Origin of the sequence: Streptomyces sp. NPDC007164 (assembly GCF_040634135.1) — a bacterium.
In the GTDB taxonomy this organism is placed as follows: Bacteria; Actinomycetota; Actinomycetes; order Streptomycetales; family Streptomycetaceae; genus Streptomyces; species Streptomyces sanglieri.
Map to the genome: position 1 here is coordinate 19,334 of NZ_JBEYFB010000014.1, position 25,938 is coordinate 45,271.

At 68.7% G+C, this 25,938-nt stretch carries 25 protein-coding genes and 2 pseudogenes; 7 read left to right on the forward strand and 20 right to left on the reverse strand.

Annotated elements, in window-relative coordinates:
- Window positions 1-12 precede the first annotated feature (12 nt).
- The 4 genes from ABZ622_RS19300 to ABZ622_RS19315 all read right to left on the reverse strand — a co-directional run bounded on the left by ABZ622_RS19300 (window position 13) and on the right by ABZ622_RS19315 (window position 4,316).
- Window positions 13-999 (reverse strand): aspartyl/asparaginyl beta-hydroxylase domain-containing protein, encoded by a 987-nt coding sequence (locus tag ABZ622_RS19300; protein WP_360544623.1) that lies wholly within the window; start codon window positions 997-999, stop codon window positions 13-15.
- A gap of 29 nt (window positions 1,000-1,028) precedes the next feature.
- The gene (locus tag ABZ622_RS19305; protein ID WP_360544625.1) at window positions 1,029-2,195 is read right to left on the reverse strand and encodes a cytochrome P450; all 1,167 of its coding nucleotides are present in this window, start codon (window positions 2,193-2,195) and stop codon (window positions 1,029-1,031) included.
- Window positions 2,192-3,262 carry a cytochrome P450 gene (locus ABZ622_RS19310; RefSeq protein ID WP_360544627.1) on the reverse strand — a complete coding sequence of 357 codons (1,071 nt, stop codon included), beginning with the start codon at window positions 3,260-3,262 and terminating at the stop codon, window positions 2,192-2,194. Before ABZ622_RS19310 ends, ABZ622_RS19305 begins: the two co-directional genes overlap by 4 nt.
- 319 nt (window positions 3,263-3,581) lie before the next feature.
- Entirely contained in the window at window positions 3,582-4,316 is a 735-nt protein-coding gene (locus ABZ622_RS19315) for an AfsR/SARP family transcriptional regulator (RefSeq protein ID WP_360544629.1), read from the reverse strand.
- Window positions 4,317-4,483: 167 nt separating this feature from the next.
- On the opposite strand from ABZ622_RS19315, the gene ABZ622_RS19320 reads away from it, so the two are divergent.
- Window positions 4,484-4,630 carry a hypothetical protein gene (locus ABZ622_RS19320; RefSeq protein WP_360544631.1) on the forward strand — a complete coding sequence of 49 codons (147 nt, stop codon included), beginning with the start codon at window positions 4,484-4,486 and terminating at the stop codon, window positions 4,628-4,630.
- 334 nt (window positions 4,631-4,964) lie between these two features.
- On the forward strand, window positions 4,965-6,221 hold the full coding sequence (locus ABZ622_RS19325; protein ID WP_360544633.1) for an MFS transporter: 1,257 nt from the start codon (window positions 4,965-4,967) through the stop codon (window positions 6,219-6,221).
- Window positions 6,222-6,254: 33 nt separating this feature from the next.
- Here the strand turns inward: ABZ622_RS19325 and ABZ622_RS19330 are convergent, their stop codons facing one another.
- Together ABZ622_RS19330 and ABZ622_RS19335 are read right to left on the reverse strand one after the other, a co-directional pair.
- On the reverse strand, window positions 6,255-6,755 hold the full coding sequence (locus ABZ622_RS19330) for a winged helix-turn-helix domain-containing protein (protein WP_360544635.1): 501 nt from the start codon (window positions 6,753-6,755) through the stop codon (window positions 6,255-6,257).
- 192 nt (window positions 6,756-6,947) lie between these two features.
- Window positions 6,948-7,759: pseudogene (locus ABZ622_RS19335) on the reverse strand (transposase family protein).
- A gap of 55 nt (window positions 7,760-7,814) precedes the next feature.
- Here ABZ622_RS19335 and ABZ622_RS19340 point away from each other — a divergent pair.
- The 3 genes and pseudogenes from ABZ622_RS19340 to ABZ622_RS19350 all read left to right on the forward strand — a co-directional run.
- Window positions 7,815-7,997 (forward strand): annotated as a pseudogene (locus ABZ622_RS19340) (macro domain-containing protein); the annotation flags it as partial.
- Between the two features lie 755 nt (window positions 7,998-8,752).
- On the forward strand, window positions 8,753-10,249 hold the full coding sequence (locus ABZ622_RS19345; RefSeq protein ID WP_360544637.1) for an AlkA N-terminal domain-containing protein: 1,497 nt from the start codon (window positions 8,753-8,755) through the stop codon (window positions 10,247-10,249).
- On the forward strand, window positions 10,246-10,770 hold the full coding sequence (locus ABZ622_RS19350; RefSeq protein WP_360544639.1) for a methylated-DNA--[protein]-cysteine S-methyltransferase: 525 nt from the start codon (window positions 10,246-10,248) through the stop codon (window positions 10,768-10,770). The genes ABZ622_RS19345 and ABZ622_RS19350 overlap by 4 nt, the downstream gene beginning before the upstream one ends.
- An 88-nt stretch (window positions 10,771-10,858) precedes the next feature.
- Here ABZ622_RS19350 and ABZ622_RS19355 read toward each other — a convergent pair whose 3' ends face one another.
- Window positions 10,859-11,443, reverse strand: a complete 585-nt coding sequence (locus ABZ622_RS19355; RefSeq protein ID WP_360544641.1) for a TMEM165/GDT1 family protein — start codon at window positions 11,441-11,443, stop codon at window positions 10,859-10,861.
- A gap of 337 nt (window positions 11,444-11,780) precedes the next feature.
- Here ABZ622_RS19355 and ABZ622_RS19360 point away from each other — a divergent pair, with 337 nt between their 5' ends.
- On the forward strand, window positions 11,781-12,185 hold the full coding sequence (locus ABZ622_RS19360) for a (2Fe-2S) ferredoxin domain-containing protein (RefSeq protein WP_360544643.1): 405 nt from the start codon (window positions 11,781-11,783) through the stop codon (window positions 12,183-12,185).
- A gap of 37 nt (window positions 12,186-12,222) precedes the next feature.
- On the opposite strand, the gene ABZ622_RS19365 is transcribed toward ABZ622_RS19360, so the two are convergent.
- The 3 genes from ABZ622_RS19365 to ABZ622_RS19375 form a co-directional block, all read right to left on the reverse strand.
- Window positions 12,223-12,984, reverse strand: coding sequence for a Sir2 family NAD-dependent protein deacetylase (locus tag ABZ622_RS19365; protein WP_360544645.1), 762 nt, complete (start codon window positions 12,982-12,984; stop codon window positions 12,223-12,225).
- Window positions 12,985-13,099: 115 nt separating this feature from the next.
- A complete protein-coding gene (locus ABZ622_RS19370; protein WP_360544647.1) occupies window positions 13,100-14,314 on the reverse strand; it encodes a hypothetical protein in 1,215 nt (404 codons plus the stop codon).
- A gap of 165 nt (window positions 14,315-14,479) precedes the next feature.
- Entirely contained in the window at window positions 14,480-14,974 is a 495-nt protein-coding gene (locus ABZ622_RS19375; RefSeq protein WP_360544649.1) for an NUDIX hydrolase, read from the reverse strand.
- A gap of 134 nt (window positions 14,975-15,108) precedes the next feature.
- On the opposite strand from ABZ622_RS19375, the gene ABZ622_RS19380 reads away from it, so the two are divergent.
- Complete coding sequence (locus ABZ622_RS19380; protein WP_360544651.1) at window positions 15,109-16,224, forward strand: glycerate kinase; 1,116 nt, start codon at window positions 15,109-15,111, stop codon at window positions 16,222-16,224.
- A gap of 65 nt (window positions 16,225-16,289) precedes the next feature.
- On the opposite strand, the gene ABZ622_RS19385 is transcribed toward ABZ622_RS19380, so the two are convergent.
- The 10 genes from ABZ622_RS19385 to ABZ622_RS19430 all read right to left on the reverse strand — a co-directional run bounded on the left by ABZ622_RS19385 (window position 16,290) and on the right by ABZ622_RS19430 (window position 25,938).
- Complete coding sequence (locus ABZ622_RS19385) at window positions 16,290-16,799, reverse strand: SRPBCC family protein (RefSeq protein ID WP_360544653.1); 510 nt, start codon at window positions 16,797-16,799, stop codon at window positions 16,290-16,292.
- Window positions 16,800-16,927: 128 nt separating this feature from the next.
- A complete protein-coding gene (locus ABZ622_RS19390; RefSeq protein WP_360544655.1) occupies window positions 16,928-17,866 on the reverse strand; it encodes an MASE1 domain-containing protein in 939 nt (312 codons plus the stop codon).
- 94 nt (window positions 17,867-17,960) lie between these two features.
- Entirely contained in the window at window positions 17,961-18,806 is an 846-nt protein-coding gene (locus tag ABZ622_RS19395) for a PP2C family protein-serine/threonine phosphatase (protein ID WP_360544657.1), read from the reverse strand.
- Window positions 18,807-18,950: 144 nt separating this feature from the next.
- Entirely contained in the window at window positions 18,951-19,349 is a 399-nt protein-coding gene (locus ABZ622_RS19400; RefSeq protein WP_259929501.1) for a DUF6221 family protein, read from the reverse strand.
- A 152-nt stretch (window positions 19,350-19,501) separates the two neighbouring features.
- Window positions 19,502-20,359: a CDP-diacylglycerol--serine O-phosphatidyltransferase gene (gene pssA, locus ABZ622_RS19405; protein ID WP_259929500.1), complete on the reverse strand. Its 858-nt coding sequence runs from the start codon at window positions 20,357-20,359 to the stop codon at window positions 19,502-19,504.
- Window positions 20,346-20,993, reverse strand: coding sequence for a phosphatidylserine decarboxylase (locus tag ABZ622_RS19410; RefSeq protein WP_317864270.1), 648 nt, complete (start codon window positions 20,991-20,993; stop codon window positions 20,346-20,348). The genes pssA and ABZ622_RS19410 overlap by 14 nt, the downstream gene beginning before the upstream one ends.
- A 181-nt stretch (window positions 20,994-21,174) precedes the next feature.
- On the reverse strand, window positions 21,175-22,380 hold the full coding sequence (locus ABZ622_RS19415) for an acyl-CoA dehydrogenase family protein (protein WP_360544660.1): 1,206 nt from the start codon (window positions 22,378-22,380) through the stop codon (window positions 21,175-21,177).
- Between the two features lie 2 nt (window positions 22,381-22,382).
- Window positions 22,383-22,910: a MaoC family dehydratase gene (locus ABZ622_RS19420; RefSeq protein ID WP_360544662.1), complete on the reverse strand. Its 528-nt coding sequence runs from the start codon at window positions 22,908-22,910 to the stop codon at window positions 22,383-22,385.
- 2 nt (window positions 22,911-22,912) lie between these two features.
- Window positions 22,913-23,929 (reverse strand): CoA ester lyase, encoded by a 1,017-nt coding sequence (locus ABZ622_RS19425; RefSeq protein ID WP_266910244.1) that lies wholly within the window; start codon window positions 23,927-23,929, stop codon window positions 22,913-22,915.
- Window positions 23,926-25,938 carry a protein meaA gene (locus ABZ622_RS19430; RefSeq protein WP_360544664.1) on the reverse strand — a complete coding sequence of 671 codons (2,013 nt, stop codon included), beginning with the start codon at window positions 25,936-25,938 and terminating at the stop codon, window positions 23,926-23,928. Before ABZ622_RS19430 ends, ABZ622_RS19425 begins: the two co-directional genes overlap by 4 nt.

A 25,938-nucleotide genomic window follows, 5' to 3' on the forward strand; every position in this document is an offset into this window, starting at 1 on the left:
GCTCCCCCTCGTTCATGACCTCGTTCGCGATCCGGCGGGTATCGCATACGCGGGTACCGCGATGCCCCCTGCGGAGCGACCGCACCGTGTGCGAAGGACGACCCGCCCGGGGGTGCCGGTCACCAACTCGACCGTTCGCTCATCACTCCATCCCGCCAGCCTGTACTCGTCGCCCTTGATCCGGATCAAGCCGAAGGATCGGCCGCATTCAGACGTCAGATGCGCTCCGTCTGCCGATACCGTGATCACTGCGCTGGTCCGCTCGGCGGAGTCGTCGAAGATATCGTCCTCTTCCCAGTCCAGAAAGGCGGACGGAAGACGGGCCTGCCACGAGGCCGGGGTGAAGTGCCCCGCTCGCGGAGGAAGTTCGGGTTTGCAATACAGAACGTCACCGTGCTGGAAGTAGGGCCCCCAGTCGGGCGGAAAGATGTCGGCCAGCTCCGGAGTGACCAAGCAGTCGATCACCAGGTGGACTCGCACCGAAGGGCCCTCGTTGAGAACCATATGGCGGCGGCTGAAGTCACCGAACCAGAAGGTGCCGGGCTGCCAGGAGTGTTTCACCCCGTCAAGTACCAGTAGTGCACCCGGGTTTGTCGTGATCGGTACATGGAGCCGCGCCACGCCCCAGGCGGGGCCGCACTTCGTGTCGAAGTGGTCGACGCTCCGCACTCCCATTCCCAGGGCCATCAGCCGGGCGGCGCGCAGACTGCCGGGGACAGTCTTGAGGACCTCGCCGAGGTACGGAACCCTCTCCAGCCAAGGAGTGTCGGCGAAGGATTCGGCTCCCGGGCCTCCCGGATCGGTACGCGCGCCGTCTCCCCCCAAACTGCGGAGCGACAGGCAACGCCAGTCGATGCCGGCGGAGGGAAGCACATCGGCGTCGTACGGCCGCTGTTGCCCCCAGGTCGTCTCTCGAAGCGCGCGCAGCTCGTCCACGAGCCGGCTTTCGTCGAACGTTGGCAGCAGACGTGCCGCTGCGGCAGGCATGGGCACGGACATGGTCTCTCTCCTGATCGGGGTCGGCGTTCTTACGCGCGCTGCGTGACCACGGCCGGCAGCGTGGCCCGCATCCGGATGGTTGCCGCCGGTTTGTAGGTGACCGGACCGGTGACCCGAATCGACACGCTGCCTTCGGCCAGTACGGCCACCAGTTCCCGCAGCAGGAAGCGGGAGAGCATCGCGGCGGAACAGCTGTGCGGGCCATGGCCGAATGCGATGTGCTGGTTGGGCCAGCGCTCAGGCCTGAGCCGATCAGGGTCGTCGAACTTCGCCGGATCGCGGTTACCCGCGGAGATCAGTATCAGCACGTCCTCGCCCCGGCAGATCTTCGTCCCCGATAGGACGGTGTCCGCCACACAGAGACGGGTCGTGCCCTGTGAGGGCGACTCATGGCGGAGGAATTCATGAACCGCCATGTCCAGTCGCTTCTCGTCCACGGTGCCCGTCAGGAGCCCGGGGTCGCGTGCGAACCCGTGCACGATGGTGCTGAGCGACGCGGGGAGGGAGGTGAACGCGTTCGCGATCAACGTCCTTACCGAGTTCAGGGTCATGGTTCTCTCCAACCCCTCGGCCGCTGTCCTGTCTACCAGATTTCGCAGCGGCTGCTCCGGGTTCATCGAGGCGACCCAGGTCTCGATGAGCGCTGCCAGTTTCCGGTGTGCGTCCCGTCCGGGCTGGAACGCCTCGGGTACGAGACCCGCATCCATGGCGCGGTGGATGGCCTCGCCCATGGGCCGGATCTCCGGTGTGTCGAGCGACGGAACCTCAAGAACCTCGGAAAGGAACCAGCAAGCCAGAGGTTCGGTGAAATCAGGTACCAGATCCACCGGCGGGCCGGTCAGCATGCGCAGCCTGTCAGAGATGGCATGTCGCAACCTGTGGGAGAGATCCGGCGTGTTCACCTGGCGCAGTGTGGCCGCCAACTCCCGGTAGACCACTGTGCTGTCGGGCGGATCGAGCGAATGCACGCTCAGGGCACTGTCCGGCATGGACTCTCCGCCACGGCGCCAGTCGGCCGCGAAGTTCTCGTGGTCACCAAGGACGCGGCGGCACCCTTCATAGGAGGTGACGACCCAGCACTTCATGATCTCGTTCCAGCACGGGGCTCCGAGCTGCCTCATCGCCGCGTAGGTGGGGTACGGGTCGCGGACAGTCTCGGGGTCCAGCGGGTCGTAGTGGACGAGGGGCTCCTTCACGGCCGGGTCTCCAGTGGGTGAAAGGACAGCGGAAGCCGGTCGGGGTAGCGAAGGGTGGCCCGAGGCAGTCTCTCGGGTGCCCCTGCGAGGGCCAGGCGCCCCCGGGTCTGCGTCAGGCTCTCCAGGAGGGCGCGGATCATGATCCGGGCGAGAATGGCCCCGGAGCATCCATGTATTCCCCAGCCAAGGGCCAGATGCCGATTCGGTTCTCTGGTCAGCACGATGTCGTCCGGGTTCTGGAACTGCTCCGGGTCACGATTCGCCGAACCCAGCAGAGCCATGACGAGGTCTCCCCGCATGATCGTGACATCGCCGATGCGTGTCTCTTGCACACAGGCCCTGGTCGTCCCCTGGACAGGGCCGTCGAAGCGCATGAATTCGTCCACCCCGCTCCGCAGGACATCGGATCCACGCACCTGTTCCAACGCGTCGGGGTGGGTCGCCAGAGCCAGCGCGGCGTTGGCCGCAGCGCCCACAGCCGTACTGAATCCAGCCAGAAAGAGTACGCGCGCGCTGTTCCAGACGGCCTCCTGCGACACCCCCGCGCCCTGGGCTCCGGCCAGCACCTCGCCGAGCAGACCCCGGGTGTCACAGGCGTCGAACCAGCCGGCGATCTGGCGATTCAGCTCCGTCCGCGCTGCGAGCGCGGGGGCGAGCACCTCGGGAAGCAGTCCTGCGTCCATTCCTCGGGTCATCGCGTCCGCCAGGGCGGCGAAACTGTGTACCGGTGGCCTTTCGATTCCCAGCAGTTCACACACGCCGAGAAGTGCGACAGGGCGGGCCACTTCGGCTGTGAAGTCGAAGCTGACGGAGCTCCTGGACCGACGGCTGATGATCCCGTCGGCCAGATCACGGATGTGGGAACCGATCCGGTCGAGCTGCTGGTTGCGCATGGCCACTGTGAACAGCCTTCGAACGGGCGTGTGTTCCGGAGGATCCAGCTCCTGAAGACTGGCAGCCGACCCCGTTTCCTCGTGCCCGGCCCTGCTCCAGTCGCTGGCGAAGGTGTCCGCGTCGGTGAGAAGTGGCAGGCAATCGCGATATCGAGTCAGCACCCAGGAATTCATGCGTCTGCTCCAGAATATTGGAGAAGACTCCCGAAGTTTTGAATATATGGGGTACGGATCGTTAATTGCGGCAGGACTCAGCGGGTCGTAATCCATCGCGTCCCCCTCCGGAAGGGTCTGCTGTGGTCGTGGCGTGACGGGCGGGGGCGTCGATGTGATCGGCGCCCCCGCCGGAAGAATCAGTATGCGTAGCGCATGATGATCTCCTTTCGTCCGGATTTTGTCTCACCACGCTTGTGAAGCGTGCTTCAAGCGCTCGCTGATACTCGCAGCCATCGGTAAAAGAGTGCTCAAGGACCAGTAAAAGCAGTTGGGTCGCTCACCGTGTCCGGACGGCGAAACATTCCATGAAACCCGCCGCACCATCGAGCGCGGAGTCCGCGTCGAGCATGGCTCGGTGTAATTGCTGCACCTTCGTTGAAGGGTCGATACCGAGTTCCTTCACCAGATATTCGCGCAGACGTTGGTAGACGCCTAGCCCCTCGGCGCACCGGCCGCATCGGTAGAGTGCGAGCATGTGCTGGGCGTGGAATATCTCGTTGGTCGGGTATTCCGATATCATCACTGCGAGTTCCGCAGGAAGTTCGTGGTGGAGGCCGAGCCGGAACTTGACCTCCACGCGTTGCTGCAGGACTGTGAGCCTGCTCTCCTTTAAGTACGTCACGGCCGGTTCGAGCAGTGGACCTGCCTGTACGTCCGCCAGTGGCTGCCCTCGCCAAATGTCTAGAGACGCGGTCAGCAGCCGTTCGGCCAGCCTGTCGTCCCTCTGGCCCAGGGCCTTGTTACCCGCGGACGCGAGGCGCTCAAATTCATGAACGTCCAGATCCCCGTGCTGCACGTTGAACTGATAGCCGTCCTGCTTGGTCACCAGGATCTTTTCGGCCACGACTTTTGTTGGCCACCCAAGGGTACGGGCCAGGAACTTGCGAAGCTGTACGATATAAGTCTGGAGTGCGGCCCGCATACTCACCGGTGGTCGGTCGCCCCATATTTCCTGAGCCATCGCGGCAAGGGGAACCGTTCGGTTCGACTGCAGGGCGAGCAAGGCAATCATTTGACGTGGTTTTGGTGCGGTGAGTGGAGCGGTGTCGCGTAATTCTGGACCTGTCGTCAGCCGGAGTGACCCCAGTACGTCTATCCGGATCCGCTCGGAACTCCAAACGTCCGTCACTCCTATTACCTCGATCCAGTCGCAGAAATTTGCGAAGCAAAGCATGAGTAATGACTGCTGGTTTGCGAAATGACGACGATGATGGGATGGATTGGCGCAGCTTTACTGTCGATCATCCGTTCCATCGCGGCAAGGGCGCCTATGAAGCCAGAGGTTCATTCGGCGGCAAATGGGCGCATTCGGGCCGCTGCGGCTGACCCTCGCATCTCGCCGGGGTAGCGGCGGGTAAATATGCCACTGACCTGCGGCGAGTGCAGGTGCACCTAGCGAGTTTGTGCGACGGGTCACTCTCGCGCCGGCGGGGCAGCCCCGATCGCGCTCGGGTGACATCGATGCAGGTCGCGGACCGGTCCGTGGTTCTCTTCGGGGGTGGTGAGTGGAGTTGCCGAAATGGCCAAATGGCACCACTGAAATCCCCGGGGCACCTTCGCGGTGACGTGCGGCGCAGGGTATTCACGCGACAGTCCAGCATGCGTGGTTGCGCGTGCAAGTGATTGGCAATCACCAATCACTTGCACCATGCTAGCAGCCATGTACCGAGACTCCCTCTGGTTCCATCAAGAGTTCCGTCAGCTGTGGGCGGGGCAGACAGTCAGTCAGTTCGGCACGTACGTGGGGCAGACCGTGCTGCCCCTGCTCGCGGCAACGACGCTGAATGCGTCGCCGTTCCAGATGGGGGTTCTGACCGCGGCCGGGACAGCCGCCTTCCTCCTGATCGGTTTGCCCACCGGGGTGTTGGTGGATCGCGTACGACGAAAGCCTGTGATGCTGACGGCCGACTTCACCCGGGCTGCTTTGCTTCTCACCGTTCCACTTGCCGCCTGGGCCGATGCGTTGACGCTCACTCAGCTGATCGTGGTGGCTTTGCTCGCCAGTGCGGCCACGGTGCTTTTCGACGTCGCCTACCAGTCCTATCTGCCGTCCTTGGTCGGGCGCGCCCAGCTCATGGAGGGCAACACCAGGCTTCAGTCGAGTCTTTCCGCCGCTGAGGTCACCGGCCCCGGCGTCGGCGGCGGGCTCGCGCAACTGGTCGGCGGGGCGACCGCCGTCCTGACGACATCTGTCAGCTATCTGATCTCCGGCCTCCTGCTGCTCCGTATCAGGACCCCGGAGCCCAAGCCCATGGGCCACGATGGCAATCGGGTACGCACACAGATGAAGGAGGGGATGGGGTTCGTACTCGGAGAGAAGTCGTTACGGGCCATCACTGTCTCCACCGCCCTCTCCAACCTGGCGATCACGGTTGTGCTGTCGATGCAGATCCTCTTCCTCACGCGGGACCTCGGTCTGACGCCGGGCGCTGTCGGTGCAGTCCTGGCACTGAGCAGTGTGGGCGGGTTGCTCGGGGCGCTCACCGCCGGTCGCTGCGCCAAGTGGATCGGCCCCGCCCGCGCCATCTGGCTGATCCCGCTGGTCATCTCGCCCGTGGCGCTGGTCGTACCCCTCGCCGAGCCCGGCCGGCTGACCGTCCTCTGCGTTCTCGGCCTTGCCCTGCGGGCGTACGGCACCACGGTCTTCAACGTTGTCAACGTCAGCTACCGGCAGGCGATCTGCCCCCGCCGGCTGCTGGGACGGGTCAACGCCACCGTACGTTTCATCACCTGGGGTGCGATGCCCGTGGGCGGCCTGCTGGGCGGTGTCCTCGGGGGCTGGATCGGCGTCCGGGCCACCCTGTGGGTCTCGTGCTCCGCGCTCGCCCTGACCCCTCTGCCGCTCCTCCTGTCCCCGCTGCGCACCCTGCGGGAGTTTCCGGCGGTTCAGGAGGAAGAGGTCCCCTCCCGTAGCTGAGCCGCGTCTTTCACAGGCACGGCCGGACGGCGATCACAGGCTCGGGTAGAGGGCGATGTACACCGCCGTCCGCTCGGTGTCCGGCGCGACGGGATCATGGTCGAACTCCTCGAAGAGCTCATCCAGTCGCCGTTCGTACTCCTCACGCCGCTCCGGTGTGAGATCCAGCACGAAGCGGACCTGGTCGACGTCCTTCATGTCGAGCTCGCCCGCCTCGGAAAGAAAGGCCTCCAACATCGCCTCGGCGATGGGTCCTTCGTTCCGGGGTCCCCGGGCCCAGGGCAGGCCCTTGGACCGATAAGGGATCTCCTTGGCACCCCGGTTCCCCCGACGTGGGGACTGCGGTTCCAGGAGCCCCGCGTCCACCAGCTTGCGTACGTGGTGAAGTGTGGTCGCCGGATCCCGGCCCAACCGCTCGGCCAGCTCCTTGTTCGTCATAGCCTGTGTGCGCGTGAGCCGGATGATGCGGAGCCGCACCCCCGATGCGAGGGCGCTCGCTCGAACCTCGGCGGCGTCCCGGCGCTGATTCGTCATAGCTCGACCCTAAGAGCTCGTGACACGATCTTGTAACCTCAGGCGCTGCATCGCTGTCCCGCCCGCAATACTTGGACTATGGACAGCTACGAGGGCACCACGACGCCTGAGTGGTGGGCCGACCGATCGACGTGCTGATACGGCTCGTTCGAATTCCTCGAAACTGCGGGTGACAGTGAGCCCTTTCCGACCTCAGGCTGAGGCGTGGTGAAGGACGACGACGGCCTGCACAATGTTGGTGCTGCGGTTGGTGCTGCAGCGGAGTTTCCGCAAGAGGCGCCAGCCCTTGAGGACTGCCATGGTTTGTTCGACCAGGCAGCGGGGCTTGGCGTGGCTGCTGTTGTGCCGCCGCTTCCTTCGCTTGAGCAGGCGCTTCGGAGCGGGACTCGTACCGGGTATCCGGCGCCCTGGTAGGCCTTGTCCGCCCAGCACTTGGTATCGGCTTCGGCGAGTGCGTCGGTGATCCCGTGGGTCTGCGCGGCGGTCAGGTCGTGGGTGGACCCGGGCAGCGCCGGCGACGCCCATAGCAGTCGGCCGAACGGGCCGGTGACGACCTGGGCGTTCATGCCGTGGCGCTTGTGTCTCCCGGAGTAGTACGGGGTGTCTGCGACGACCCGGTCGATCGGGAGCAGGGGTGTCGTCCAGGATCACGAACGCCTTCTTCCGCATGGTCTTCATCGCCTCGTCCAGGGGCCGAGCGAGGGCGGTCAGGACATCTACGGCCTCGTTTATGTAGCAGTAAACGGTCGCGATGCCGATGCGGAACCCGGAGGTGAACCGGGCATAGGTGTCGCCGCACTACAGGTGGGTCAGGGCGAGCAGAGCTGACGTCCGACAGGCAGACGCCGCCGGCGCGCCCCGATCTCCCGCCGCCGGGCGCGGAGTTGCCCCGTCGGGTACCGAAGAGTGTGGCTGGACAGATCTATCGACGGCGGGTGGACAAGCGCGAAGCTCCTGGCGGACAGGGGGCTCTTGGTCGAAAACCCGTCCACCAAGAACTTCATCATGTTGTAAAGCAGCCCAACTCGACAGCCACGATGGCAGGTTGGAATGGGCTCAATGCTTGAGACCGTGGGCCCGGTCTGGAGCAGCTCCGAGGACCGCTCGGCCCTGCTGGCCTCCTGCTACCGCGAATCGCTGTGGGTGGCCGCAGAGTTGGGGGCGCACACCGTCGCCTTCCCGGCCATCTCGACCGGATCTACGGCCCGGCCCATGGACGACGGCGCGCGCATCGCCGTTGAGGCATCAGGAACAACCACGTCCGGCGGCGACCCCATCAAATCCGGGTCGAACAAGCTCACTACGTCATCCCACAACAAGTCGGGCATCACGCCAGGCTGCCCCGGACCTCTCCAGAACGCAGCCCGATTCCCTTGACGAACCCCATAGAGGCACCCCGCGGAGACACGGCCGGAAGAGCCTCTCAGTTGGGTCGATTCCGGATACCCGTGAGCAGTACGGCAAGGCGCTTGCGGGCTGAGCCGCCGTCGCCCTCGCCCTGGCGGGCACTGTGAGGGGCGAGGGGACGGGACATGCCCTCCGGTTCGCCGCTCTGATGGCGCCCCGCACTGTGGTGCGGCCCGGTAGCGGTGGGGGGGCACTGCGCGCCGTTCCGGCGTGGGGGAGTCATCCCATGCGCGCGGAGGGAAGGCCGGATCGTCGGTGACATCCTGTGGAATCGCTCCGTCGGCCGAGGCGGCCCGCAGGAGAGCACTTCTGAGGGGGCGTCCGGAGAGGGCGTCAAGCGACTGCTGCTCCGGGGGCCTCCGTTCACGCTGGGCACGCACCGCTGCCCCGATGATCCACGAGCCTGCCACCGGGGAGATCTGACGCGAGGCGTCTTCTCGTGCGGCAACGGGCGAGGGGCGGTGGGCGAGGGCCGTGGCGATGCGGTCGCGATCCGCTTCGACACCGGCTCGTCGGCCATGACGGCCCGGCTCGACGTCGATGTCGGATTCTCGCCAGCTCCCGGGTGCCGGGTGACCGATGCTTGAGGCATGCACACCGACACCGAGCGCTGCGTGCGGGCCGTCCGTTCCAAGGACGCCCGCTTCGACGGCTGGTTCTTCACGGCGGTCCTGACCACCCGGATCTACTGCCGCCCCAGCTGCCCGGCCGTGCCGCCCAAAGTCGAGAACATGACCTTCTACCCCAGCGCCGCAGCCTGCCAGCAGGCCGGGTTCCGGGCCTGCAAGCGGTGCCGGCCCGACACCAGCCCCGGCTCCCCGGAATGGAACGCCCGGGCCGACTCCGTCGCCCGCGCGATGCGGCTCATCCGGGACGGTGTCGTCGACCGCGAGGGCGTCCCCGGGCTCGCCGCCCGACTCGGCTACTCGGCCCGGCAGATCGAACGCCAACTGCTCGCCGAGCTCGGCGCCGGTCCGCTCGCCCTGGCCCGCGCACAGCGCGCCCAGACCGCCAGGCTGCTCATCGAGACGACCGGACTTCCCATGGCGGAAGTCGCGTTCGCCGCCGGATTCTCCTCGATCCGAACCTTCAACGACACCGTCCGCCAGGTCTTCGCGCTCGCCCCGGGCGAGCTGCGCAGCCGCGCCACCCGCTCCCGGACGCCCCCGGCCACACCGGGCGTGATCGCGCTGCGGCTGCCCTACCGCGCCCCGCTCAACCCCAGCAACCTCTTCGGCCACCTCGCCGCGACCGCCGTCCCCGGCGTCGAGGAGTGGCGCGACGGCTCCTACCGCCGCACCCTCTCCCTGCGGTACGGGCACGGCATCGTCGCCCTCACCCCGCACCCCGACCACATCGCCGCCCGGCTCTCCCTCACCGACCCCCGCGATCTCACCCTCGCGATCAGCCGCTGCCGCTGGCTGCTCGACCTGGACGCCGACCCGGAGGCCGTCGACGAACAGCTGAACGCGGATCCGCTGCTCGCCCCCCTGGTCCGCAAGGCACCGGGGCGACGGGTGCCGCGTACCGTCGACGGCGCGGAGTTCGCCGTACGGGCGGTGCTCGGCCAGCAGGTCTCGACCGCCGCCGCCCGCACCCACGCGGCCCGGCTGGTCCGCGCGCACGGCCTGCCGGTCGACGACCCGGAGGGCGCCCTCACCCATCTCTTCCCGGACCCCGGGGCACTCGCCGGGCTCGACCCGCAACAGCTCGCCCTGCCCCGCAGCCGCCGCACCACCCTCACCACCCTCGTCAGCGCACTCGCCGACGGATCGCTGCGCCTGGGCACCGACACCGACTGGGAACAGGCGCGGGCCGAACTGACCGCACTGCCCGGCTTCGGCCCCTGGACCGTGGAGGTGATCGCGATGCGGGCGCTCGGCGACCCGGACGCCTTCCTCCCCACCGACCTCGGCATCCGGCGCGCCGCCGAGGAGCTCGGCCTGCCCTCGACACCCGCGGCGCTCACCGCCCGCGCGGCCGCCTGGCGCCCCTGGCGGGCGTACGCGGTCCAGTACCTGTGGACCGTGGACGACCACCCCATCAACCACCTGCCCACCCGAGAGAGCCGGGAAGTCCAGCCATGACCGATCCGCAACCACCCGCGGCGACCCGGCAGCACACCGTCGTCGACAGTCCGTACGGCCCGCTCACCCTCGTCGCCACCGACGGCGTCCTCGCCGGCCTCTACATGACGGGCCAGCGGCACCGCCCGCCCGAGGAGACCTTCGGCGAACCCGACCCGCGGCCCTTCGAGGAGGCCGTCCGCCAGCTCGACGCCTACTTCGCGGGGGAGTTGCGCACCTTCGACCTGCCGCTGCGCCTGGAGGGCACCCCGTTCCAGCGCAGCGTCTGGGAGCAGTTGCGGCTGATTCCGTACGGTGAGACCCGCTCGTACGGCGAACTGGCCGAGAATCTCGGCAAACCGGGCGCCTCACGTGCGGTGGGGCTGGCCAACGGCAAGAACCCGGTAGGCATCATCGTCCCCTGCCACCGGGTCGTCGGCGCCTCGGGCAGCCTCACCGGCTACGGCGGCGGACTCGACCGCAAGCAGCGGCTGCTGGCCTTCGAGAGCGGTACGCAGGACGAGACCCCGGCGCTGTTCTGACACCGCCCGGCCCCGGGGAAACGAGGAGGACGGGCCCGGACATCAAGATCCGGGCCCGCCCCGAAGCCACCCGCGGGTGCGGCGGCCGTCAGCCGGTGAAGATCTCCACCAGGGTCCAGACCGCCAGCCCCAGCATGCAGATCCCGCCGATCCGCTGGACCGTCCTGAGCGGCACCCGCTTCGCGATGAACCGACCCGCCAGCAGCGCCAGCGCCGAGACGGACATCAGAGCGGCCGCGGACCCGATCGCCGTGGACCAGGTGCCGTTGCTCGCGGCCAGGTTGGCCGTGGTGATCTGGGTGAGGTCGCCCCACTCGCTGATGAAGACGGCCATGAACGCGGTCGAGTAGACCGGCAGGAAACCGGTCACCGTCTTCGTGCCGCCGTCCTCGTCGTCATCGCCGCCGCCGGAACGCAGCAGCATGAACGCCCCGAACGCGAAGAGGGAAGCCGAGACGAGCTTGACGATCCAGTCGGGCAGCAGCCCGATCAGGCTGCCCGCACCCACCGCGATGGCGACATGGACGATGAACGCGGACGACGTGCCGAACCAGACGTACAGCGGTCGCATGCGGGTGCCCATGGCGAGCGACGCGAACATCGTCTTGTCGGGAAGCTCCGCGAGGAAGATCAGACCGAAGGCGGTGAGAATCGCCCAGGGGTCGAGGTGCATTCCGGGTGGCTTTCTGTGAGAGCCGGGCCCCGGGCCTTTCGCGAAGCGCCACTCGGGCTTCCGGAGGACCACTCGGCCCGGCATGACGTCAGCACCCACTGGACGCGGGCGTGTCATACCTGACCGAAGGTCTCGCCCGCCCGTGACGATCCACGGGCCCAGCCACCGGGAACCCGGGGGTTCCAGTGTGTCGACGACCGGTTTGCGGGGCTACTCCCCTTCGCAGCCCTCAACTGTACCCCACCCGCTCACGGGGCAGAGCAGGTGTTCGATCCGGCGGCTGGGGTCGGTACAGTCCCCTGGTGATCATCCGCGCCCGCGCCGCAAGCGTCCCCGCATGAGCCGCCGCACCCGAAGGGCGGCACCCGCCGGGGAAACGCCCCGGCCCACCGTCAGCGTCTGCCGCGGCTGCTGCTGCGGGACGCCCAAGATCCCGGACGTGGACCACGCCGGCCAGCTCGCCGAGCTGCGGCGCTCGCTCGGCGAGGCCGCGACGGTACGTGCCGTGGAGTGCCTGGACGCCTGTGAACGGGCCAACGTCATCGTGGTGCAGCCGTCGGCCGAGGGCCGCCGCGCGGGCGGCCGGCCGGTCTGGCTCGGACTGGTCAACGACCCGGACGCGGTGACCGACATCGTCACCTGGGTCGAGGCGGGCGGTCCGGGGCTGGTGGACCCGCCGGAGATCCTCGACCTGTACACGTTCCGCCCCTCGCGGCGCATACAGCAGGAACTCGACCACTGACGCCGTCCGGCGCACGGACCACGGCACCGAGCGCCGCTCAGCCCTCCAAGGCCCCGCCGGAACCCGCCACCGGCCCCGCCCCGGCGGCCAGCCGCCCCAGCAGCGCGGGCAGCGCCGTGCCGATGGGCTCGCGGATGATCGTCCCGGCCAGTTCGTCGTACGGGGTCGGCTCCGCGTTCATCATGACGAGCCGCGCCCCGTTGTCCACCGCGACCCCGGCCAGCGAGGCGGCGGGGTGCACCTGGAGCGACGTACCGACCGCGATGAACACCTCGCAGGCCTTCGCGACCGACACCGCCCGACCCAGCACCATCGGGTCGAGCCGCTCCCCGAACATGATCGTGGCCGGTTTCAGGACGCCGCCGCAGACCGTGCACGGCGGGTCGGCCTCTCCCGCGTCCACCCGGGCCAGTGCCCCGTCCATCGGGGAACGGGCGTGACAGCGGGTGCAGACCACCTCATGGACGGTGCCGTGCAGCTCCAGGACCTTGCGGCCGGGGAGCCCGGCGCGCTGGTGCAGCCCGTCGACGTTCTGTGTGATCACCCGCACCGGGGTGCCGGACCGCTCCAGCTCCACCACCGCGCGATGGGCGGCGTTGGGCTCCGCGGCCAGGGCCGCCCCGGCGCGCCTCATCCGCCAGGAGCGGCGGCGGATCTCCGGATCGCCCATGTAGAAGTCGTACGTGACGAGCTTCTCGGCCTCCGGGTCCTTGCGCCAGAGCCCGTTGGGCCCGCGGTAGTCGGGGATGCCGGAGTCCGTGGAGATTCCGGCGCCGCTGAAGATCGCGACGAGAGTCATGCCACGAGGGTAAGAGGCGCCGGGCACCGTCCGCGAGACGATTTCCGTCGGGCTGCCGGACCAGCGGCGAGGCGATTTCCGTCAGGCCGCCGGACCGTCCGCGAGACGATTTCCGTCAGGCCGCCGGACCGGCGGGCCTGAACGGTGACGGGGTCAGGCCCGTCCAGCTGTTCAGCTCGGCCCGCGCCGTCTGCTTGGTGACGCCGCCGTCCTGGAGCGTGCCGCTGCGCGCGACGTAGAACCGCCCGTCGTCGAGCGACACCAGGCCGTACTGCCCGTACTGTCCCGGCGCCGGCCACCCGTACGTATCCGTGGCGGCGTCGTGCGCGCCCTCGCGCAGCAGCGGCAGCAGCAGGCCCCGCTCAGGGCGCTGCTGCCCGCGGACGAGGCCGCGAACCGGCTTGCGCGCACCGTCCAGCGCGAAGACCGAGTAGTCGGGGAAGCCCGGCTTGGTCCCCTTGTAGACGGCCATCAGCCAGTTCCCGCTGTGCCCGTCGTACTCCAGGTTCTGCACGCCGTACGTGGTGTTCCCGGTGTACGCGAAGAACTTGCCGCCGGTCCGGGCGGGCCCGCTGGTGTGCGGGGCCGACTCGGTCAGCGGGCGCTCGTACTTCTTCCACCCGGTGACGTCGTACTGGAGCAGCACCTGGTGGTCGTTGTCCGCGCGGCCCGCGTTGGCGTACACGCCGTACGCGACCGTCAGCCGCCTCGCGGCACGCTTGCCGCGCCGGTCACCGAACGCCGGACCGAAGGCGACGCCGTCGATGCCGCTGCAGCCGTAGCGGTGGTCGGGGGTGTTGCCCGTGTCGCCGTCGAAGACCCCGTCGCCGTTCATGTCGGCGGTGAAGTCCTTCACGACCTCCTTGAGATAGACGGTCGAGACGACCCCGGTGGACTGCGCGTCCATGTTCATCCGGGTGATGCGGTCGACGTCGAGGATCGCGATGTAGAAGGACTTCGCCTCCTTGTACTCCAGCGAGCCGTAGACCCGGCCGTCCTTCTCGTCGAAGTCCAGATCGCCGAGGTGGCCGGTGAATCCGGTGACCGAGCCGACCGGGGTGCCCCTGAGGTCGGTCTTGACCAGCAGATTGGTCATGGAGAAGTACATGAAGCCCTTGCGGCGGTCGATGGCCATGCCCTGGACATGGCCGGACTGCCAGGCGCCGCCGTCGACCGACAGCGGCAGCCTGCTGTGCGCGGCCCGGGCCGCGGCCGAGGCCGATGCCGGGTCCGCGAGTGCCGTCGACGCCGTGGCGACAACTGCCGTACAGGCGAGCGCTGCGACGACCGTGGCCAGTCGCCCGCCGAGGTGTCCCGTGTGCGTACGCATGATCCCTCCGCTGTCGTGGAGTCCGGATGATGCCGGTCGAGCGTGCACTGCGGACCAATGGCACATGAACTCGGGAGTCCGGCAGCCGTCGACCGGGATACCAGCTGACGAGCGGTCAGCACAACGGTACAGAAAGGTGATTCGGGACGAATCCGCCCCCGGGCGTCAGTCGTCCGCCGGACGGCCGTCCTCCAGCTCCGCCGCACCACCACCGGAGTCGAGCACGTCCAGCGCGGCCGTCAGGCGCAGCGCGAGAGGGCCGAGCAGATAGCGGTCGAACTCGGCGCGCTCGACCAGCTTCCAGGACAGCAGCTCCTCCTCCTGGAGCCGGATCGCCTTCAACTGAGCCTCGTCCAGCACCCCGCCGTCGTACAGGTAGGCGGCGATCGGCGGGCGTCGCGAGCTGCGGGCCCAGTCGATGGCGAGCAGCCGCCCCGGCGCCAGATCGAGGCCGATCTCCTCGGCCGTCTCGCGTCGCGCGGCCTGCCGCGGGCTCTCGCCGTCGTCGGACTCGATCGTTCCGCCGGGCAGCGCCCAGCCGTCCCGGTAGTTCGGCTCGACGAGCAGCACTCGCCCCTGGCCGTCCCGGAACACGGTGGCCGCGGCGGCCAGCACCCGGGGGAGCCCCGCGATGTAGGAGGTGTAGTCAGTGGTGGTCACGCGGGCAGCGTAGTGGCAGGGGCGGGCCCGGACGAAGACGGCTCTGGGCAGCGGGTATCCGCTGCGGATAGGGTCGGGGGCGGCGCGACTGCCTGTTCGAAAGCAAGGGATGCAAGGTGGCGGACGGAGCAGTGATGGAGACCGCACGCGTGCTCGTCGCGGCGGACAAGTTCAAGGGCTCGCTCACGGCCGTACAGGTCGCGGAGCGGGTGACGGCCGGGCTGCGGCGGGTCGTCCCCGACGTGCGGGTCGAGACCCTGCCCGTGGCCGACGGCGGCGACGGCACGGTGGCGGCGGCGGTGGCCGCCGGATTCGAGCGCCGCGAGGCACGGGTGACCGGACCGCTCGGCGATCCGGTGACCGCGGCGTACGCGCTGCGCGACACCACGGCGGTGGTGGAGATGGCCGAGGCATCGGGCCTCCAGCACCTGCCCGCAGGGGTGTTCGCCCCGCTCACGGCCACGACGTACGGCTCCGGCGAGCTGCTCGCCGCCGCACTCGACGCGGGTGCCCGGACGATCGTGTTCGGGGTCGGCGGCAGCGCCACGACGGATGGCGGCGCGGGCATGCTGGCCGCGCTGGGCGCCCGCTTCCTCGACGCGGACGGCAAGCCCGTGGGCCCGGGGGGCGGTGGGCTCGCCGAGCTGGCGGAGGCGGATCTGTCCGGCCTCGATCCGCGACTGGCCGAGGTGGACCTGATCCTCGCCAGCGACGTGGACAATCCGCTGACGGGCCCGAAGGGCGCCCCCGAGGTCTACGGCAGGCAGAAGGGCGCGACCGAGCAGGACATCGCGACGCTCGACGCCGCGCTCGCCCACTACGCGGCCGTCCTCGGCCCGGACCACGCCGCGCTGCCCGGAGCGGGCGCGGCGGGCGGCATCGGCTACGGGGCGCTGGTCGCCCTCGGCGCCCGCTTCCGCCCCGGCATCGAGGTCATGCTCGATGTCCTCGGCTTCGCCCCGGCGCTGGCGCGCGCCACGCTGGTGATCACCGGGGAGGGCTCGCTCGACGAGCAGACCCTGCACGGCAAGGCCCCGGCGGGAGTGGCGGCGGCGGCCCGCGCCGAGGGGATCGAGGTCGTGGCGGTCTGCGGCCGCCTCGCCCTGTCGCCGGAGGCCCTGAGCGGGGCGGGCATCCGCCGCGCGTACGCCCTGGCGGACCTGGAGCCGGACCCCGCGGTCTCGATGGCCCAGGCGGGGCCGCTGCTGGAGAGGGCGTCCGAGTCGATCGCGCGCGACTTCCTGGTGTAGCTTCCCGGCTTCCTCCGGCGGCCGGGCGGAGCGCTGATGCCGCGCACCGTCCCGGCCGCCGGAGATCAGCCCGGCCATCCCACGGAGGGCGCCGTGCCCGGACCGCCCCCGGCGTCCCGGCCGTCCCGCGCATCGTCCCGGCTGCTCAGCAGATCGGCCAGGCTCTGGAGTTCGCAAGGCAGGTCCCGGCGCCAGGCCATCGTCACGAACGGCGCGAGGATGATCATGCCGCCGTCCAGATGGGGCTTGACCGAGACGGTGACCGTCGTGCCCAGCCGGCCCGGACTCAGCCGGAACTCCAGCTCCGGGGAGTGGCGGCCCAGTGGCGTCCACATGCCCGCACCGCGGAAAGCCAGGTACTCGACGGGAGTGCTCGCGGTGCACCGGAGACGGTGCGCCCGTCGTCTGCCCGGAAACTTGCAGGTGTACTCGTCACCCAGCTCGGTGGCGATCGGGCCCTCGATCACCCGGTCGATGCTCGATGACCACTCAGCCAGGTTCCGCGGATCCCGGAGGAACGAGAAGACCTCGTCGGCGGGGCGGGACACATGGACCTTCGCAGACACATGGGGCATGGCTCCACCTCTTACGGCGCCCGTACGCCCGACTTTCGGCGTCCGGTAGCCCTCGTCGCGGTGCCGTCGCCCATCAGCCTGCTGCGGATCACCGTCCGGCGCACCCGTCGCGGGACCGATGGAGTGACTCAGGGATCCTGATGGGTCACTTTCTCGGAGAGCTGCGTGCAGAGCCGCTTGATCTCGCGGTAGGTGCGATTCCGCTCGGTGACGACCGCGGCCAGCAGCAGGGAGGTGAGCGCGGTGGTGCCGTTGAACGCCTGGAGAGTGATCATGTTGGTGAGCAGGCCGTGGTGGGCGAAGGGGCCGGTCATCCGTCCGGCGGCGAGGATCGCGAGCGTGGACACGCCCAGCGCGCAGCAGGCGGCGCCGGCCCGCTCGAAGCGGAAGGCGGCCCAGATCAGGAACGGGGAGACGAGGAAGAGCAGCGAAGCACTGGTGTCGGTGGCCAGCACGGTGACGCCGGCGGTGCTCACCGCCAGCGCGACGGCCTCCGCCCATCTGGCCGGGCCGATCCCGTACGGCCGGCGGATCCTGCGGACGACGAGCAGGAACGGCGTCACGACCATGACGCCCATGGCGTCGCCCGTCCACCAGACCGACCAGGTCGGCCAGAATCCGGCGTCCGGTAGCGCGCCCGAGACGGCCAGGGCTCCGGTGCCCACGGTCGCGCTGATCAGCATGCCTGCCAGCGCGCCCAGGAAGACCAGCGCCAGGGCGTCCCACAGCCGGTCGACCTCGCTGCGGAAACCCGCGCGGCGCAGCAGCAGGTAGGAACAGACCGGGGCGACCGTGTTCCCGACGGCGATGAGCAGCACGGGCAGTACGGAGGGCCCGATGATGATGTTGACGGCGACGGCGCCGAGAGCGATGCCGGGCCAGATCCGCACCCCGAACACGAGCAGTGCCGCGACCGCGATCCCGGTCGGCGGCCACAGTGGGGTGACCTGGCCGCGCACCAGCTGTTGGAGCAGTCCCAGACGGGCCGTCGCGTAGTAGCAGGCCGCCACCGCGAGGACCGTCAGGACTTCGACCGCGTGTTGTCGGAGCCGTGCTCTGTCCACCATTCCAGCATCGGACATCGCGCCGTTGTGTGCCGCCGGGGGCGTGCGGAGCCGGTGAACGCGGTAGGTCCCGCCCCTGCCCCGGGCCGCGAACGGGTCAGGCCCCGTGCACCGGCCCGGCCCTTCTCGGTGGACCGTCGTAGCGGACGACGAGTACGGCGGCGTCGTCCTCGTGACCGGTCCGGTCCGCCACCTGGAGCACCCGCGAGGCCAGCTCGCCGGGGTCGGCCCCGCCGGCCGCGGCGACCACCTCCGACACGGCGGCGAGCCCCTCGTCGATCGGGTACGACGGCCCCTCCACGACCCCGTCGGTCAGCAGGACGAGATACCCGGGCTGTGCCAGCCGCCGACGGGTCACGGGGTACCACTGGTCGTGCAGGATGCCCAGGGGCACCCCGCCGTCGTCCTGGGAGATGCCGGAGTCGCCGTCGTCGGTGCCCCATACGATCGGCACGTGTCCGGCGCGTGCCACGAACAGCTCGCCGCTCCGCGGGGCGATGCTCACCAGGCAGCAGGTCGTGAACAGGTCACCGCCCAGCGAGATCAGCAGATCGTTGGCGCAGGACAGCACCGTGCCCGGGTCGGTCGTGACGCTGGCGAGCGCTCTGAGGCTGGCGCGGGCCTCGCCCATGAACGCGGCGGCCTCCACCCCGTGCCCCTGCACATCGCCGATGGTGATCCCCGCGACCCCGTCCCGCATCGGGAACGCGTCGTAGAAGTCGCCGCCGACAGCCATCCCGTCCTGCGAGGGCGAGTACTGGGCGGCGATCCTGATGCCCGGGAAGTCGGGCAGCTCGGCGGGGAGCATGTGCCGCTGCAGGGCCAGGCCCAGTTCCGCCCGGGCGCGCTGGAGCCTGATGTTCTCCAGGGCCTGATCGACAAGACGCCCAAGGGTGACGAGGAGCTCGTGGGTGTTGTCCGATGTGCTGCGGTGTCGGTGCATGGCGTCCCTGCACGGTGCGATGCGATGCGCCCCTTCTGAAACCTTAGCCCTCCTGCCGCCATCCGCAGCAGGCCCGTGGCCGGGACACGGAGCCCGCGGTGAGCGGCCGGCCGTGGGTCTCCGGCGTCCCCGCGGCGGGCGCCGCTACTGGATGAACCGGGGGAGCCACCTGGCCCGGTACCCGGGATGGCCGGCGTGTTCCGCGGCCAGTTGCCGGACGGCGAATCCCAGCCCGACGGCCCGGCCGGACCGGAAGTCCTGGTCCGGGCGGTCGGTGTCCAGGCCGGCGACCTCCGCGTACTCGTCGAGGAGCACCCTGCTCGTCTCGATCCGGCGCATCGTGCGTGCGGGGTCCTGGAAGGCGATGTGCTGGTCGAAGCCGAGATTCCGCACGCTGAACGCGATGCCCCCGGAGCGGTCGTGGACCTCGCCGGGCACATCGGCCGGACACCGCCAGCTGTCGCCGCCCGCCGCCTGCGCGATGCGTTCCTCCTCGGCGAGGCGTGCGCGCACGAAGTCGATCATGTCGGAGTTGTCTGTCATCGGGTTCCGAGTCCTTCATCATCAAGGCCTGGTTCCGGGGACGGCGCCCGCAAGCCGGTTGGGCCCAAACATACTGGGCGGAGCGGGGCGGACACGCGGAAGGACCCGGGTGCTGGGGAGCACCCGGGTCCTTCTGTGTGTCGTGTGTGCCGCTACGGCAGCTGCGCCGTCCGTGCCTCGCGCCGGTTGTCGCGGAAGGTGTTCACCCGCCGGGCCGTCGCGAAGAGCGGGATGACCGCTCCCAGGACCACCTGGAGCGCGCAGCCGGTCTGGAGGAGCAGCTGCCCGCCGGGGGCGTCGAACGCCCACGCGGCGAGGAGCCCCATCGCGGCCACGATCCAGCTGAGCATCGCCACCGCGAGGACGCCCCGCGGCTTCGGGTACTCGACCCGGCTGACCATGAGCCACGCCACTCCGACGATCGCGAGCAGCGTCGGCACGAAGGGCAGCTCCAGGAGCACGATGGAGACGACCGTGAGCGCTCCGAAGGGGCTCGGCATGCCCTGGAACATGCCGTCCTTCATGGTCACGCAGGAGAATCTCGCAAGCCTGAGCACCACCGCCAGCAGCACCACGATCGCCGCCAGCGCCGAGACCCGCTGGTGTGCGTCGTCCGCGACCATGCCGTACACGAGGACGAAGTACGCCGGGGCGAGCCCGAAGCTGATCAGGTCCGAGAGGTTGTCCAGCTCGGCCCCCATCGGCGAGGAGCGCAGCTTGCGTGCCACGAGCCCGTCGAAGAGGTCGAAGACGGCCGCCAGGAGCATCAGGATCACGGCGGTGGCCGCGGAGTGCCGGGCCATGCCGCTCTCGTCGCTGCCGGTGAGGTGCGGGATCAGGATTCCGGTGGTGGTGAAGTACACCGCCATGAATCCGCACGTCGCGTTACCGAGAGTCAGAGTGTCCGCTATCGACAACCGCAGAGAGAGCGGCATGTCCTCGCCGGCGTCCTCCTCGGACTCGGCCTCGGGCACCCAGCCTGCCTGTGTGTCGGGATCAATCACGGTCAATTCGAGTCACCCCCGCGGTGGTGGCCTGGCCGACCTCGACCGCGACCTCGACACCTTCCGGCAGGTAGATGTCGACCCGTGAACCGAAGCGGATCAGGCCGATGCGCTCGCCCTGCTCCACCTTCGTGCCCTGCGGGACGTACGGGACGATGCGCCGGGCGACCGCACCCGCGATCTGCACCATCTCGATGTCGCCGAGCTCGGTGTCGAAGTGCCAGACAACGCGCTCGTTGTTCTCGCTCTCCTTGTTGAATGCCGGAACGAACCCGCCGGGGACGTGCTCGACCGAGGTCACCGTGCCGGCCAGTGGCGCACGGTTGACGTGAACATTCAGCGGGCTCATGAAGATCGCGACGCGGGTGCGTCCGTCCTTCCACGGCATGATGCTCTGCACCACACCGTCGGCGGGCGAGATGACCCGGCCCTGGGTGATCTCGCGCTCGGGGTCGCGGAAGAACCACAGCATGCCCGCCGCGAGCGCGGTGGTGGGCACGGCGACCGCGGCCCAGCGTCCGGACCTGCGGGCCCGGGCGAGGCTGAGTGCCGCGGTGGCGACGGTCGGGAGGAGCCACGGCGAAGCTCCGCGCGCAAGGCGGACCCCGCCGCGTGATGCAGAGGTTTGGCTGTCGGGCATGGATGACCTTCGTAGCGGATGATGCCGCGCTGGCAACGGGGGACGGCGGCTTTTCCGGCGATGTTATCGGTTGCGAGCAACAACTGGGCAAGCCAGCAGCCGAGTCGGACGGTGGGAAGGCACCGGCCGAGGGTGACAGGGTGTGATCTTCTTCGCGGCTAAATCGCCTCGAAAGGGACAATCACCCCTGGAACCGGTACTCCTCGAGGAGTCGGCGCCCGATGATCATTTTCTGGATCTCGGCGGTACCTTCACCGATAAGCAGCATCGGTGCCTCCCGGTAGAGGCGCTCGATCTCGTACTCCTTGGAGAAGCCGTAACCGCCGTGGATGCGGAAGGCGTCCTCGACGACTTCCTTGCAGTACTCGGAGGCGAGGTACTTCGCCATCCCTGCCTCCAGGTCGTTTCGCTCCCCGGAGTCCTTTTTGCGCGCTGCATTTACCATCATTGCATGGGCGGCTTCCACTTTGGTGGCCATTTCGGCCAGCTTGAACTGGATCGCCTGGTGCTGTGCGATCGGCTTTCCGAAGGTCTGGCGCTGCTGGGCGTAGGAAACACCCAGCTCGAATGCACGCTGTGCGACACCGCAGCCACGTGCCGCCACATTCACCCGGCCGACCTCTACTCCGTCCATCATTTGGTAAAACCCTCGGCCGGTGGTTCCGCCCAGTACTCGATTGGCCGGAATTCGCAGTCCATCCATGATGAGTTCGGTCGTGTCGACGCCCTTGTAACCCATTTTGTCGATTTTGCCGGGAATGGTGAGTCCGGGTCGGACCTCGCCGAAACCGGGCTCCTTCTCGACCAGGAACGTGGTCATCGACTTGTGCGGGGCGGTCCCCTCGGGGTGGCCTTCGTCACTCCGGCACAGGACGGCGACGAGCGAGGACGTGCCACCGTTCGTCAGCCACATCTTCTGGCCGTTCAGGACGTAGTCCTCGCCGTCCCTGACGCCCTTGGAGCTGATCGCCGAGACGTCCGAGCCCAGCGCCGGCTCCGACATCGAGAACGCGCCCCGGACCTCGCCCAGCGCCATCCGCGGCAGGAACGTGTCCTTCTGCTCCTGGGTTCCGTGCTGCTTGAGCATGTACGCCACGATGAAGTGCGTGTTGATGATTCCCGACACGCTCATCCAGCCGCGGGCGATTTCCTCCACGCAGAGCGCATATGTGAGAAGCGACTCACCCAGGCCCCCGTACTCCTCGGGGATCATCAGCCCGAACAGGCCGAGTTCCTTGAGTCCCTCGACGATCTCGGTGGGGTACTCGTCACGGTGTTCCAGCTGGGTCGCGACCGGAATGATCTCCTTGTCGACGAAATCCCGGACCGTGGAGAGGATTTCCCGCTGGATGTCGTTGAGACCGGCAGTCTGGGCGAGTCGCGTCATGGCTACTTCTCCACGTTCTTCTGCGAAGGCTGGTTCAGCTCGGGGCGGCCGGGCTGCTCGCCGCCGCGCTCCTCGATGTACGTCTCGGTGGGGACCATCACCTTGCGGCGGAACACGCAGACGAGTGTCCCGTCCTGTTTGTAGCCCTTGGTCTCCACGTAGACGATTCCGCGGTCGCTCCTGGACTTTGACGGGGTCTTGTCGAGAACGGTCGTCTCGCCGTAGATCGTGTCGCCGTGGAAGGTCGGAGCGACATGCTTCAGCGACTCGACCTCCAGATTGGCGATCGCCTTTCCGGAGACGTCCGGAACGGACATGCCGAGCAACAGAGAGTAGATGTAGTTGCCGACGACAACGTTCTTTCCGAAATCGGTCGTCCGCTCCGCGTAGTTGCTGTCCATGTGCAACGGGTGATGATTCATGGTCAGCAGACAGAAGAGGTGGTCGTCGTACTCGGTGACCGTCTTCCCGGGCCAGTGCTTGTAGACCGCACCGGCCTCGAACTCCTCATATGTGCGTCCGAACTGCATGGTCAGGCCTCCGGCGCTTCGAACTTGGAGGTGCGCTGCATGCCGGCCGCGCGGCCCTTGCCCGCGATGACCAGGGCCATCTTGCGGCTCGCCTCGTCGATCATCTCGTCGCCCAGCATCGCCGAGCCCTTCTTGCCGCCCTCCTCGGAGGTGCACCACTCGTACGCGTCGAGGATCAGCTCGGCGTGGTCGTAGTCCTCCTGCGAGGGCGAGAACACCTCGTTGGCCGCGTCGACCTGACCCGGGTGCAGTACCCACTTGCCGTCGAAGCCCAGCGCCGCCGCCCGGCCCGCGACCTCGCGGTACGCGTCCACGTCACGGATCTGCAGGAAGGGGCCGTCGATCGCCTGGAGGTCGTGGGTGCGCGCCGCCATCAGAATGCGCATCAGGATGTAGTGGTACGCGTCCGCGCCGTAGCCGGGCGGCTGCTGACCGACGACCAGGGTCTTCATGTTGATCGACGCCATGAAGTCGGCCGGGCCGAAGATCAGCGTCTCCAGACGCGGCGAGGCGGCGGCGATGTCGTCGATGTTCACCAGGCCCTTGGCGTTCTCGATCTGCGCCTCGATACCGATCTTCCCGACCTCGAAGCCCATCGTCTTCTCGATCTGGGTCAGCAGCAGGTCGAGGGCGACGACCTGCTGGGCGTCCTGGACCTTGGGCAGCATGATGCAGTCGAGGTTCTGGCCGGCGCCCTCGACGACCGTGACGACATCGCGGTACGTCCAGTGCGTGGTCCAGTCGTTGACCCGCACGACCCGGGTCTTGCCCGTCCAGTCGCCGTTGTTCAGCGCGTCGACGATGGTGTGCCGGGCGCCCTCCTTGGCGAGCGGCGCGCAGGCGTCCTCCAGGTCGAGGAAGACCTGGTCGGCCGGGAGGCCCTGGGCCTTCTCCAGGAACCGCGGGTTCGAACCGGGCACGGCCAGGCACGAACGGCGCGGACGCAGGCGGGAGGTGCCGTCCCGCAGGGACGTCTCTTGAGGGTGGTGGGAGACGGGCGGGCGGTTGACGGCAGTCATGCGGGGACCTCCAGAGGGTCGAGCTTGTTCGCTTTCCGGATCTCGTCGACGATACGGCCGATGATCTCCGTGATACCGAAATCCTTCGGGGTGAATACGGCGGCGACACCGGCCCCGATCAGGGCCGACGCGTCGGCGGGCGGAATGATCCCGCCCGCGATGACCGGGATGTCGGCGGCGCCCGCCTCGCGCAGCCGGGTGAGCACGTCCGGTACGAGTTCGGCGTGCGAGCCGGACAGGATCGACAGCCCGACGCAGTGCACGTCCTCGGCGAGGGCGGCCGAGACGATCTGTTCGGGGGTCAGCCTGATCCCCTGGTAGACGACCTCGAAACCGGCGTCACGGGCCCGTACGGCGATCTGCTCGGCGCCGTTGGAGTGCCCGTCCAGCCCCGGCTTGCCGACCAGCAGCCGCAGCCGCCCGGCGCCCAGGTCGGCCGCGGTCCGGGCGACCTTCTCGCGGACCAGGGCCAGCGGGGTGCCCGCCTCGGCGGTGACCGCGACCGGCGCGGACGAGACGCCCGTCGGGGCCCGGAACTCGCCGAAGACGTCGCGCAGCGCCCAGGACCACTCGCCGGTGGTGACACCCGCGCGGGCGCACTCCACGGTCGCTTCCATCATGTTCTCGGTGCCCGCCGCGGCCTTCTTCAGCGCGGCCAGCGCCTCGGTGGCGCGGGCCTCGTCGCGGTTGTCGCGCCAGTCGTGGAGGGCGGCGACGACCCTGGCCTCATTGGCGGGGTCGACCGTCATGATCGCCCCGTCGAGGTCCGCGGTGAGCGGGTTCGGCTCGGTCGTCTCGTAGATGTTGACACCGACGATCCGCTCCTCGCCGCCCTCGATCCGGGCCCGGCGGGCGGCGTGCGAGGAGACCAGCTCGGACTTCAGATAGCCGGACTCGACGGCCGCCATGGCGCCGCCCATCCGCTCGATCCGGTCGATCTCGGCGAGCGACTCGGCGACCAGATCGTCCACCTTGGCCTCGATGACGTGCGACCCGGCGAAGATGTCCTCGTACTCCAGCAGATCGCTCTCGTGCGCGAGCACCTGCTGGATACGGAGCGACCACTGCTGGTCCCAGGGCCTCGGGAGCCCCAGCGCCTCGTTCCAGGCCGGCAGCTGTACGGCGCGGGCGCGGGCGTCCTTGGAGAGCGTGACGGCCAGCATCTCCAGGACGATGCGCTGGACGTTGTTCTCCGGCTGTGCCTCGGTCAGCCCGAGGGAGTTGACCTGGACGCCGTAGCGGAAGCGCCGCTGCTTGGGGTTCTCGATGCCGTAGCGCTCGCGGGTGACGCGGTCCCAGATGCGGCCGAAGGCGCGCATCTTGCACATCTCCTCGATGAAGCGGACGCCCGCGTTCACGAAGAAGGAGATCCGCGCGACCACATCGCCGAACTTCTCCTCGGGCACCTGTCCGGAGTCACGGACCGCGTCGAGCACGGCGATCGCCGTCGACATGGCGTATGCGATCTCCTGGACCGGAGTGGCCCCCGCCTCCTGCAGGTGGTAGCTGCAGATGTTGATCGGGTTCCACTTCGGGATGCGGTTGACCGTGTACGTGATCATGTCGGTGGTCAGCCGCAGCGAGGGACCGGGCGGGAAGACGTGCGTCCCGCGCGAGAGGTACTCCTTGACGATGTCGTTCTGCGTGGTGCCCTGGAGCTTCGTGGGATCGGCGCCCTGCTCCTCGGCGACCACCTGGTACAGGGCGAGCAGCCACATCGCGGTGGCGTTGATGGTCATCGAGGTGTTCATCTGCTCCAGGGGGATGTCCTGGAACAGCCGTCGCATGTCACCGAGGTGCGACACCGGCACGCCCACCCGGCCGACCTCGCCGCGGGCGAGGATGTGGTCGGGGTCGTAACCGGTCTGCGTCGGCAGGTCGAAGGCGACCGACAGGCCGGTCTGGCCCTTGGCGAGGTTGCGCCGGTAGAGCTCGTTGGACGCCTCGGCGGTCGAGTGACCGGCGTACGTCCGCATGAGCCACGGGCGGTCCTTCTGACGCCCACTCAT

Excerpts from the sequence above, each read along its gene's own strand:
- ABZ622_RS19300 (WP_360544623.1), bottom strand. The coding sequence starts at position 999 with ATGTCCGTGCCCATGCCTGCCGCAGCGGCACGTCTGCTGCCAACGTTC.
- ABZ622_RS19310 (WP_360544627.1), bottom strand. The coding sequence starts at position 3,262 with ATGAATTCCTGGGTGCTGACTCGATATCGCGATTGCCTGCCACTTCTC.
- ABZ622_RS19315 (WP_360544629.1), bottom strand. The coding sequence starts at position 4,316 with ATGATTGCCTTGCTCGCCCTGCAGTCGAACCGAACGGTTCCCCTTGCC.
- ABZ622_RS19320 (WP_360544631.1), top strand. The coding sequence starts at position 4,484 with ATGACTGCTGGTTTGCGAAATGACGACGATGATGGGATGGATTGGCGC.
- ABZ622_RS19325 (WP_360544633.1), top strand. The coding sequence starts at position 4,965 with ATGTACCGAGACTCCCTCTGGTTCCATCAAGAGTTCCGTCAGCTGTGG.
- ABZ622_RS19330 (WP_360544635.1), bottom strand. The coding sequence starts at position 6,755 with ATGACGAATCAGCGCCGGGACGCCGCCGAGGTTCGAGCGAGCGCCCTC.
- ABZ622_RS19345 (WP_360544637.1), top strand. The coding sequence starts at position 8,753 with ATGCACACCGACACCGAGCGCTGCGTGCGGGCCGTCCGTTCCAAGGAC.
- ABZ622_RS19350 (WP_360544639.1), top strand. The coding sequence starts at position 10,246 with ATGACCGATCCGCAACCACCCGCGGCGACCCGGCAGCACACCGTCGTC.
- ABZ622_RS19355 (WP_360544641.1), bottom strand. The coding sequence starts at position 11,443 with ATGCACCTCGACCCCTGGGCGATTCTCACCGCCTTCGGTCTGATCTTC.
- ABZ622_RS19360 (WP_360544643.1), top strand. The coding sequence starts at position 11,781 with ATGAGCCGCCGCACCCGAAGGGCGGCACCCGCCGGGGAAACGCCCCGG.
- ABZ622_RS19365 (WP_360544645.1), bottom strand. The coding sequence starts at position 12,984 with ATGACTCTCGTCGCGATCTTCAGCGGCGCCGGAATCTCCACGGACTCC.
- ABZ622_RS19370 (WP_360544647.1), bottom strand. The coding sequence starts at position 14,314 with ATGCGTACGCACACGGGACACCTCGGCGGGCGACTGGCCACGGTCGTC.
- ABZ622_RS19380 (WP_360544651.1), top strand. The coding sequence starts at position 15,109 with ATGGAGACCGCACGCGTGCTCGTCGCGGCGGACAAGTTCAAGGGCTCG.
- ABZ622_RS19385 (WP_360544653.1), bottom strand. The coding sequence starts at position 16,799 with ATGCCCCATGTGTCTGCGAAGGTCCATGTGTCCCGCCCCGCCGACGAG.
- ABZ622_RS19390 (WP_360544655.1), bottom strand. The coding sequence starts at position 17,866 with ATGGTGGACAGAGCACGGCTCCGACAACACGCGGTCGAAGTCCTGACG.
- ABZ622_RS19395 (WP_360544657.1), bottom strand. The coding sequence starts at position 18,806 with ATGCACCGACACCGCAGCACATCGGACAACACCCACGAGCTCCTCGTC.
- ABZ622_RS19400 (WP_259929501.1), bottom strand. The coding sequence starts at position 19,349 with ATGACAGACAACTCCGACATGATCGACTTCGTGCGCGCACGCCTCGCC.
- ABZ622_RS19410 (WP_317864270.1), bottom strand. The coding sequence starts at position 20,993 with ATGCCCGACAGCCAAACCTCTGCATCACGCGGCGGGGTCCGCCTTGCG.
- ABZ622_RS19415 (WP_360544660.1), bottom strand. The coding sequence starts at position 22,380 with ATGACGCGACTCGCCCAGACTGCCGGTCTCAACGACATCCAGCGGGAA.
- ABZ622_RS19420 (WP_360544662.1), bottom strand. The coding sequence starts at position 22,910 with ATGCAGTTCGGACGCACATATGAGGAGTTCGAGGCCGGTGCGGTCTAC.
- ABZ622_RS19425 (WP_266910244.1), bottom strand. The coding sequence starts at position 23,929 with ATGACTGCCGTCAACCGCCCGCCCGTCTCCCACCACCCTCAAGAGACG.
- ABZ622_RS19430 (WP_360544664.1), bottom strand. The coding sequence starts at position 25,938 with ATGAGTGGGCGTCAGAAGGACCGCCCGTGGCTCATGCGGACGTACGCC.